Genomic DNA, 10,065 nt, shown 5'->3' with positions numbered 1-10,065 from the left:
TAAGTAGTAAGTAGTAAGTAGTAAGTAGTAAGTAGTAAGTAGTAAGTAGTAAGTAGTAAGTAGTAAGTAGTAAGTAGTAAGTAGTAAGTAGTAAGTAGTAAGTAGTAAGTAGTAAGTAGTAAGTAGTGAGTACTTATAACTTAAAACTTATAACTTTTTAACTGCTACTTGGCATAAATCACCCTGTTTAAATATTTATTTATTAAAAAAGTATTTAAAATAGAAAAAAAGGAGCAATGGTTATGGATCACCCAGGGCAAACGCCTCTAATTTTTAATCAGATTGATTAGATAGTTGTTGTCCCATCCTGCTTTGAGTCTTTTCCCTCTGACACCAACTTTTGTTATTTTGTCGTTTTTCAACAGGTTTAAAGCTATCCGGTTTAATAAAGAGTAGTTTTGAGCAGCAAATCCGGTTCTTTTGCGACTTCTATCTTCATTGAAACCAACATCAAGTACCCAATGCAACGAGTTTTCAACACTCCAGTGAGCGCGTATGGATTGGTTTATGAGTTTAGCATCAGCCACAAGACTACTGATATAAAGCCGGGTTTCCTTCTCTGTCTTACCACTGGATTTGATATAACGTTCCGATTCTATCTTTACCAAAGTTCTTAGTCCTTCCCATTCTTTCTTTGATTCAATCAGGGAAAGGTCATCTATAACCAGGCATCTGCGGGTTTCCACTCTCCCATGCCCACTATCCAGCTCTTCGTTGGAATCACGAATCGGCAGGAAACGAAAAGAATCCTCTACTTGTTCCAAAAGGTTTCCTTGATTGCCTTTGAGGGCCAGCAGGTAATCAGCTTCTTTCTCTATGATTTTAGATGCTATATCCTTTTGGCATCCCATGGCGTCTATCGTTACTTTAGACTTGCCGAATTCTTCAATCTCATTCCAGCCTTCTGCTCCACAAATTATAGAGGCAATGGCGATAAATAATATATCTTCAAGATCATGCTCGCGAGTTCTTTCTACACGAGGGTCCGTAAGGGTTGAAAAATAGCGAAGGGGACTTTCCATAAAGCGTTTTCTTCGGAAAGACAGTACTTATTCCGGAATTAATAACAAATATTTGATGCGTTTACCCTGGTCAAAATAACAATAAATTTAAATTATTTTTTACCTTTGTTTAATCCGTAAAAAGGAAATTACTCTTTTTGTATTAATTTAACCATATATAAAACATTATGTTACATGAATTTACGCTTTCGAGAGGAAGAGTTATGATTAACTTTACGTTGAAATATTGCGATACCAAGCAAAAGCTTCTCAATAGCTATGGTTTTCGGCGTGTAGTCGAATCTTTTATTAAGCAAGTGTTAAAAAAAGATGAAGTAGTAATATATGATTTCTATATCGATCATTTTGGCAACGAAGATGACTTAGTTGATTCATTCATAGAAGTACTTAAACTACTTACTGTTTTTGAAGTAAAAGAAGTCGTAGCTGTAGACAATAAATATTCAAAATTCTTCGAAGATAAAGATTTATTCATAGAAGTTACCGAATTATTGTTTGCTTACTGGAAACGGTTAGAACGCTACACTATAGTAAGGAATAACCGTCTTGGTGAAGGTTTACAAAATGTACGTTTCATTCAGGCTAATGAAATGTTCAACGAATTGGTTTTGTCAACCGGGCGTAGAATCCAAACTACAGTAAACGGTCACGAAACCCGTATATTCCGCCAATCTATAGCCGGAGCAAATGCCGGCCTGACATTGAATGATGTAAATTGGAATTGCCCAATGGAATATAAAGGACTAGCCTCAATACCCTTCATAAGTACAGTTGTGTTCCAACCTCCATACATATCGTATACAAAGAGAAATACGAGAGATGGGATTTTCCAGGAACATCAGCAAAATCCATTAGAGAATATTGTTTTAAACGAAGACGACTGGTTTGTATTTCCTGTAAAAGTAGGCCATATGCTCACATTCGTTTATTTTCACAAAGACTTTATGGTACATGGAATAGGGTTGTCCAATTTATTCGAACTGGCTACAGAAAACGAATATATAGGGAGAAAACCGAATATGATATATGTCTTTGGCTATCCTGATGGGCATGAAGAAAAACGAACATTCTATTACAAAGACAAAAAGAATGATATACTGATTGGCTACGCAAACTATTGCGACGATATAGACTATTTCGGTTATATGAAAAAGATGCTGTTGACATTGCATAATGTAAAACAGATAGAAAACGGATGCTTGCCGATACATGGAGCTATGGTAAATATTGTTTTACGCAATGGTACAGAATCCAATATTATTATAATGGGGGATAGTGGCGCCGGCAAATCGGAAAGTCTGGAAGCTTTCAGAACCCTTAACGAGAGCTACATCCGCCATATGCGTGTCATTTTCGACGATATGGGATACCTGAAAAAAGAAGAAGATGGCTCGGTAAAGGCATACGGTACAGAAATTGGCGCATTTGTCAGGGTCGACGACCTTGATCCGGCATATGCTTTTGCTCAATTGGATAGAGGGGTTTATACCAACATGGATAAGGTCAATGCCCGTGTAACAATCCCAATATCTACATATGAGATAATCTCGAGGGGATATCCGGTCGATTATTTCTTATATGCAAATAATTATAATGAGGCTGATAAGAAAATCCTTATATATGACAATCTGGATAAAGCTATAACTGTATTCGAAGATGGGGCCCGGAAGGCTAAAGGTACAACAACAGAAAAAGGATTGGTAAAATCATATTTCGCGAATCCGTTTGGCCCGGTACAAGAGCGTAAAGCTACCGAAAAGCTTGTGAGGAGTTATTTCAAGGATATGAAAGACGCAGGTGTATTAATAGGAGAGATACATACCTCTTTGGCCATCGACGGACGAGCAAAAGACGGTCCTAGAGAGGCTGCCGAAGAACTCTTTACTCTAATAAATGAATAATAATAAGATGAGGGTGTGTCAAAAGATAGAACTCCCGTCATTGCGAACGAAGTGAAGCAATCCAGAGTGTTGATTATTAATGGATTGCTTCGGGTTATCGCCCTCGCGATGACGCGTAAAAGACCTTTTGACACACCCTCATTTATACATAAATTTCAAATTCTGAAAAATACATAAAATTACCGGTTCTAAGCTATTTATTTTTATATTTGCATATACTCTTTTGACATAAAAATGGATTTGATTAAACAACATATCGAGGCTCTCAGGGAAGAACTGAATAAACATAATTATGACTATTACGTATTATCTGCGCCAACTATTTCCGATTTCGAGTTTGACAAAAAGTTAAAAGAACTATCCGGACTGGAAGTTCAGAATCCCGAATATTTCGATCCGAACTCTCCTACACAACGGGTGGGAAGCGATATAAACAAATCATTCAAACAAGTTACTCATAAATATCCTATGCTGTCTTTGGGAAATACATATACCAAAGAAGAGCTTACCGATTTTTACAACCGGGTAAAGAAGGGACTGAATGATGATTTTGAAATAGTATGCGAATTAAAATATGATGGCACATCTATATCACTCACATATGTGAATGGAAAGTTAACCCAGGCTGTAACCCGTGGCGATGGTGTTCAAGGCGACGATGTTACGGCAAATGTGCGTACAATCCACAGCATTCCGCTGAGTCTGAGGGGCTCGGATTTTCCACCGGAGTTTGAGATTAGAGGAGAAATATTGATGCCTTGGTCTGTTTTCGAGAAGTTGAACAAAGAAAGAGAAGAGCAGGAAGAAGCCCTTTTTGCGAATCCCCGTAACGCGGCATCGGGAACTTTAAAGCAACAAGATTCGAAAATAGTCGCTTCACGAAAACTGGATTCTTACTTATATTATATGTTAGGTGAGAACCTTCCGACCGACGGGCACTATGAAAATCTGATGAAAGCTAAAGAGTGGGGGTTTAAGATCTCTGACGCCACAAGAAAATGCAGAACATTGGATGAAATTCTCGATTACATAAACTATTGGGACATAGAAAGGAAAAACCTGCCTGTGGCTACCGATGGCATCGTACTGAAAGTAAATTCGCTTACCCAACAACGGAATCTGGGTTATACCTCCAAGTTTCCCCGCTGGGCTATCTCTTTTAAATTTCAGGCAGAGCAGGCTGTTACAACACTCGAATCTGTATCATATCAAGTGGGTAGAACCGGTGCAGTGACACCTGTAGCGAATTTGAAGCCTGTTAAATTATCAGGCACAACGGTGAAAAGAGCATCTCTTTATAATGAGGAATATATAAATTCTCTGGATCTGCATATCAACGATCAGGTATATGTAGAAAAAGGAGGGGAAATTATACCTAAAATAACAAGTGTAGATACTTCCAAGCGTAATATTTTTGACCAGAAAATCGAATTTATAAAGAATTGCCCTGAGTGCAGTACACCGTTGGTCAAAGATGAAGGTGAGGCTATCTACTATTGTCCAAACGATACATCATGTCCTCCACAGGTGAAAGGTCGTGTAGAGCATTTCTGTACCCGCAAAGCAATGAATATTACATGTGGTTCGGAAACTGTGGATCTCTTATATAAGGCAAACCTGGTGAAAAATGTTGCGGATTTATATATCCTCGATTGGCAAACCGTTTCCCGTTTGGAGCGATGGGCGGAAAAAAGCGCCAAAAACCTGATAGAAAGTATTCACAATTCTGTTTCTGTACCATATGAGAGGGTATTGTATGCACTCGGGATTCGTTATGTCGGTGAAACTGTAGCTAAAAAATTAGCTCACGCATTTACAAGCATAGACAAGCTTATGGCTGCACCAGTCGAAGAATTGATACAAGTAGACGAAATTGGCGATCGTATAGCACAAAGTATTGTAAAGCATTTTAGTATTGAGAGCAATATAGAAGTTGTAAACAAGCTACGTGGATTCGGTATACAATTTGAATTGAGTGAAACAATAACGTCCCTGCAAACCGATAAATTGAAAGGCTTGTCTATTGTTATAAGCGGTACATTCGAAAAGCATTCCCGTGATGAATATAAAGCTATGATAGAACAGAACGGAGGGAAGAATAGCGGCTCTATCTCGGCAAAAACAAGTTATGTATTGGCGGGTGATAATATGGGCCCCGCGAAATTAGAAAAAGCAAAAAGTTTAGGTATAACAATTATTGGAGAAAACGATTTGCTGGAAATGCTCAAATAATGACAAAATATCCGGATAAATGAGAAGTGAAACATTGTTCGGCGTTAGTTTTATCTATAATAGATAATTTGATAATTAGCGAATTAGCAGATTAGCAAATGGTGCGAAGCGACAATAACAGTCAACAGTCAACAATGGCGCAAAGCGACAAAGGCTATAAGCTAACGGCTAACAGCTAATTGAGTGTGGAGTTTGTTACATTTTGGAAACAGTTACGAGTAGACGAGATACGAGGTACGAGTTGTTGATTGTTGACTGTCGCACGTCATTGCGAGGGTTCGCCCGAAGCAATCCATTAATAATCAATACTCTGGATTGCTTCACTCCGTTCGCAATGACGAAAAGGCCTTGCTTACTGATAACTGGCTACTGCTGACTGTAGAAGTTTGTTACTTTTTAGTTAAATTCCGGTTTGTCATGCTGACGACAGGAAGCATCTCCTGTCTCTCGGGGATCGAGATCCTTCCCTGCGGTCAGGATGACAAAGAGGGTAGCCGCGCGAGCAAGGGGCTAACAGCTAAAAAATAACTGTAGAAGTTTGTTACTTTTTAGTTAAAATATACCTCTCCCGACGGGGCAGAACCGAGGTGAGGCTGTTGAGAGTAATTTTTGCCCGTTAGGGCATTCATATCAATAGAAAGAGGTAAACCGGCCGGCCTCGCAACCCCTTAGGGGTTGAACACCTACGGCGTTCGGGTAGAAAAGAGGAATACAATTTTCTATTGATATGAAAATCCTATGGATTTTTTATAGTCAACCTGCTTATCGGGGATAAATTTTTAATTTGATAATTAGCGAATTTGATAATTTAAAAATGAGAAAATGAGTGTGGAGTTTGTTACTTTTTAGTTAAAAAAAAGCAGGAGTTAAAAAGTTATGAGTTATGAGTTTTAAGTTTTAAGTTCTGAGCGCTCACTACTGACTACTGACTACCGACTACTGATAACTGTAGAAGTTTGTTACTTTTTAGTTAAAAACATGAGATAAACCTTTTAATAACTAGAATAATAAAAATTAACCATGGAATTAAAGACAATTCAAGAAAAATTTAAATCCTTGTATGGAACAGAAGGCGTTGTATATACTTCGCCGGGACGTATTAACCTGATTGGAGAGCACACCGACTACAATGGTGGCTTCGTATTGCCGGGAGCTATAGATAAGGCTATGTATTGCGAAATCAAACCTAATGGAACAGATAAAGTTAAGGCTTTTGCTCTTGATTTGGAAGAATCCGCTGAGTTTGGTTTAGGGGAAAATGATCTTCCCGCAAAACAATGGGCTAAGTACATTTACGGAGTTTGTCGCGAAATAATCAAGAAAGGTAAATCTGTACCGGGATTCGATTGCGTATTTGCCGGGGATGTACCTCTTGGCGCAGGAATGTCTTCTTCCGCTGCTCTGGAAAGCTGTTTTGGTTTTGCGATCAATGATACTTACAACTTAGGTTTGGATCGCTTCGAACTGGCTTTGATAGGTCAAGCTACCGAGCATAATTATGTGGGCGTAAAATGTGGTATTATGGATCAGTTCGCGTCTTGCTTTGGAAAAGAAGGCTCATTGATTCGCCTGGATTGCCGTTCGTTAGAATATCAATATGTACCATTCAATCCGGCAGGCTACCGTTTGGTTTTGGTAAATACATGTGTTTCCCACAATTTGGCAGAAGGAGCTTATAACAAACGTCGTCATTCGTGTGAAAATGTAGCGGCAGCCATCAAAAAACGCCATCCTGAAGTGGAACTGCTTCGTGACGCAAACCTCGATATGCTGAAAGAAGTGGCTAATGAAGTGAGTGCTGAAGACTATATCCGCGCAGAGTTTGTCATAGAAGAAATACAACGCTTGCTCGATGCTTGTGCGGCTTTGGAAACAGGTGACTACGAAACAGTAGGTAAAAAAATGTACGAGACGCACATAGGACTAAGCCGAAAATATGAAGTAAGTTGCGAGGAACTGGATTTTCTGAATGACATAGCCCGCGAATGTGGAGTATCCGGATCTCGTGTAATGGGCGGTGGCTTTGGAGGTTGTACAATCAACCTTGTGAAAAATGAATTGTACGATGGGTTCATTAAACGGGCGACAGAAAGCTATGAACAGAAATTCAGGATCAAACCTAAAGTATATGATGTTATAATTAAAGACGGAGCCAGAAAATTATAAATAGAATAACCGAAGGAGGCAGAATTTATTTTCTGAAAGAAAAATACAATAGAAGTCGTCTAGACTTTTTGTAAACTAGACTTTTTTACTCATTTCTTATCCTCTTTGTCATGTTGAACGATAGTGAAACATCTCGAAAAGGAGATTTTTCGTTCCTCAAAATGACAAAAGAGGGTAAAAGTTGAAAAGTCTAGACAACTTCATAATAAAATTTGTAAAATATTGATTTGCATCTATGTTTGATTTTTTGATAAAGAGGAAAATAGATTCTGCTTTTAAAAATAATAAAAGAAAGCATGCTCTGAAGAACATGAAGAGTATGCATAATGTCCTGATATTCTTTTCATATTCTGATTGGGAAATTATCAGCCAGATTGCTCAAGATCTGGAACAAAAAGGAAAGAAAGTGATTATGTGGACAATCTATCCACAGAAAAAAGATGCAGATATTACTATTTTTCCTATTAACGTAAAAGTAATTAGACAGGATGAAATGTCGCTTCTGAAAATATTATCATCCCCGGTGATAGATGAATTTAAATCTTTGCCATATGATACGCTGATTGACTTAACTACAACACATAGCAATGCATTTACATACCTTTTAGCGCAAAATACTTCTGAGTTCTGCGTAGGTATATCTGAACCGGATCGAAAAATATATGATTTTATTATCCTCAAAAAGGAAAACGAAACATTAAAGGAAACTTACGATCAAATAAAATTTTACCTGAACAATATATGTTAGGGTATAAATTTATTCGTAATTTTGCAAACCCACCTCAAAAAAAGCACCCAAAAGCAGAATAAGGTAATCCAATAGAAATCAGCAGATTTGTCTTCAGTTGGCTTTCGTTGCCGATTAGCTAAAATGCCGTTTTCGGCATAAAAAAGCAAACGTTCCGTTTCTTATCCGTTACCTATTCGGGACAGAGCAAAATCCGGCAAAACAGTGTCATCCGTTGGCTTGCTATAACGCTGTTTGTCTGCTGTTTACATTGTTCAGATAACTCACAAATAAAGTAATTTTATAACTTCAAAAGTGTGAGTTTATGAACGAAAATTTAAAGGTATCGTTTTACCTCAAACGAGAACAAAAAAGAGTTGCCAATGACAATCCGGTTTTCCCGATTGTCGGGAAAATCATCATCGGCAAGAGCATTGCCCAATTCAGCAGCAAACTGAAAGTTGATGAAAGACTTTGGAATGTCAAATCAGGGCGGGCAACCGGTAAAAGCAAGATTGCTACCGAGTTGAACAGGGAAATCAACAAAATTAACCTTTCTATTCATTCCCATTATTCGGAAATCCTGAAACGCACAGGAAAAATTACAGCGCAGGAAGTAAAAAACGCTTTTCAGGGTATTGCAAGCACGCAGAAAACTTTGCTTGTCCTGTTTGAAGAAATTATGCAGGAGTTTCATTCGAGGATTGGTATTGACCGAAAACAGTCAAGTTACCTGCAATACGTCAATACCTACAGGCATCTCAAACGCTTCCTCAAAGAAAAATATAGTGTTAGGGATATTCCACTTTCACAATTAGATTTGCCTTTCATTGAAGATTTTGACTTCTATTTGCGGGTAGAACGAAAACTAAAAGCCGCATCGGTTAATTGTGTTATTGTTCAACTTTTATCCGCATCACGCAAGGCATTACACAAGAATTCAATCAACTACCCGCCGTTTTTTGGTTACAAGCTGACACGACCGGAGTTTCAAATCCGTTCTCTGACTGCGGATGAGTTTCAACAGCTTATTTCTACCCCGATTGAATCCCCAAATCTGAATTTTGTTCGTGATATGTTTGTGTTTGCTTCATTCACAGGTATATCCTACATTGACTTAAAAAATCTAACTTGGAAAGAAATTATTACAGAAGAAGACGGTAGCCAATGGATTTCTAAGTCCCGCCAGAAAACAGGTATCCCGTTTAATGTCAAACTGTTGGATATTCCGCTACGGATTATTGACAGGTATAAGAATTTTTCAAATGGCGATTTGGTATTCAATGTCTATTGCCAAATGAAAATCAATAAACTGCTGAAAGAGATAGCTAAGCTTTGCGGGATAGAAAAAACGCTTTCCTTTCATATAAGAAGACACATGAATTTTTATTCTCGGCTGAAAACAAGCAAGTTATAACTCTCTTTTTCTTGACAGGTAACGATTTAGAAACAACCGGGATACTTTGTTCTGCTTTATTTTCAAAGATTCAAATAACTCTTTAGGCAAAGATATGCATTCTTTTTTATGAATCAAGCAAGCAAAAAAAGATTATTCTCTCAATTATTAATCTTTTCTCTTTTTGATGTAAATACATATTATTTCTCAGAATCTTCGATAGATACTTTTTAAATCCTCTACAATTCCCTTCAAAATAGAATCCGACAATTGTTCAATCATCGTAAAAACAAGTTTTTAGCCTATAAACTAGATTTACGGCTAGAGGTCTTCAATTCATCTACTAACTCTCTTGATTCCAATCGCATGATGGTATCATCCGAATTTCCAAAATCAAAGAGATTGATGCTTCCATACCAAACGAGCCGATTATCTATAATGATATACTTCTGATAGATGTCCGGTTCTTGCATGATCGTTAATTTTGGTTGAAGAGTTTCAATACATTTTCTTATCTGTTCTTGTTTCTTGTATGATTCTATTGGACGGGTAATGACGGTAATCGAAACTTCTGCTTCCAGAGGAACTTTCAACCATTCAAGTACTTTCTTGATTTGGGCC

7 protein-coding genes are annotated in these 10,065 nt (G+C 37.8%); 5 read left to right on the top strand and 2 right to left on the bottom strand.

Annotated features, from left to right (window positions below):
- Positions 1-266 precede the first annotated feature (266 nt).
- The gene (locus ACYPZI_RS15105; protein ID WP_459603069.1) at positions 267-1,022 is read right to left on the bottom strand and encodes an ISAs1 family transposase; all 756 of its coding nucleotides are present in this window, start codon (positions 1,020-1,022) and stop codon (positions 267-269) included.
- Positions 1,023-1,189: 167 nt separating this feature from the next.
- On the opposite strand from ACYPZI_RS15105, the gene ACYPZI_RS15100 reads away from it, so the two are divergent.
- The 5 genes from ACYPZI_RS15100 to ACYPZI_RS15080 all read left to right on the top strand — a co-directional run bounded on the left by ACYPZI_RS15100 (position 1,190) and on the right by ACYPZI_RS15080 (position 9,465).
- On the top strand, positions 1,190-2,923 hold the full coding sequence (locus ACYPZI_RS15100) for a phosphoenolpyruvate carboxykinase (RefSeq protein WP_459603067.1): 1,734 nt from the start codon (positions 1,190-1,192) through the stop codon (positions 2,921-2,923).
- Between the two features lie 234 nt (positions 2,924-3,157).
- Positions 3,158-5,155 (top strand): NAD-dependent DNA ligase LigA, encoded by a 1,998-nt coding sequence (gene ligA, locus ACYPZI_RS15095; protein WP_459603065.1) that lies wholly within the window; start codon positions 3,158-3,160, stop codon positions 5,153-5,155.
- Between the two features lie 1,020 nt (positions 5,156-6,175).
- Entirely contained in the window at positions 6,176-7,321 is a 1,146-nt protein-coding gene (gene galK / locus ACYPZI_RS15090; RefSeq protein WP_459603063.1) for a galactokinase, read from the top strand.
- Positions 7,322-7,556: 235 nt separating this feature from the next.
- Entirely contained in the window at positions 7,557-8,069 is a 513-nt protein-coding gene (locus tag ACYPZI_RS15085) for a DUF6913 domain-containing protein (protein WP_459603061.1), read from the top strand.
- A gap of 304 nt (positions 8,070-8,373) precedes the next feature.
- Complete coding sequence (locus tag ACYPZI_RS15080) at positions 8,374-9,465, top strand: site-specific integrase (protein WP_459603059.1); 1,092 nt, start codon at positions 8,374-8,376, stop codon at positions 9,463-9,465.
- Between the two features lie 281 nt (positions 9,466-9,746).
- Here ACYPZI_RS15080 and ACYPZI_RS15075 read toward each other — a convergent pair.
- Positions 9,747-10,065, bottom strand: a 319-nt coding sequence (locus tag ACYPZI_RS15075; protein ID WP_459603058.1) for a phospholipase D-like domain-containing protein, incomplete at its 5' end; no start/stop codon positions are given.

The organism is Dysgonomonas reticulitermitis (assembly GCF_054601275.1).
This window is presented reverse-complemented; position numbering and strand designations above follow the sequence as displayed.

Bases quoted from the DNA above. Each gene is read 5' to 3' on its own strand.
- ACYPZI_RS15105 (WP_459603069.1), bottom strand. From the start codon at position 1,022: ATGGAAAGTCCCCTTCGCTATTTTTCAACCCTTACGGACCCTCGTGTA.
- ACYPZI_RS15100 (WP_459603067.1), top strand. From the start codon at position 1,190: ATGTTACATGAATTTACGCTTTCGAGAGGAAGAGTTATGATTAACTTT.
- ligA (WP_459603065.1), top strand. From the start codon at position 3,158: ATGGATTTGATTAAACAACATATCGAGGCTCTCAGGGAAGAACTGAAT.
- galK (WP_459603063.1), top strand. From the start codon at position 6,176: ATGGAATTAAAGACAATTCAAGAAAAATTTAAATCCTTGTATGGAACA.
- ACYPZI_RS15085 (WP_459603061.1), top strand. From the start codon at position 7,557: ATGTTTGATTTTTTGATAAAGAGGAAAATAGATTCTGCTTTTAAAAAT.
- ACYPZI_RS15080 (WP_459603059.1), top strand. From the start codon at position 8,374: ATGAACGAAAATTTAAAGGTATCGTTTTACCTCAAACGAGAACAAAAA.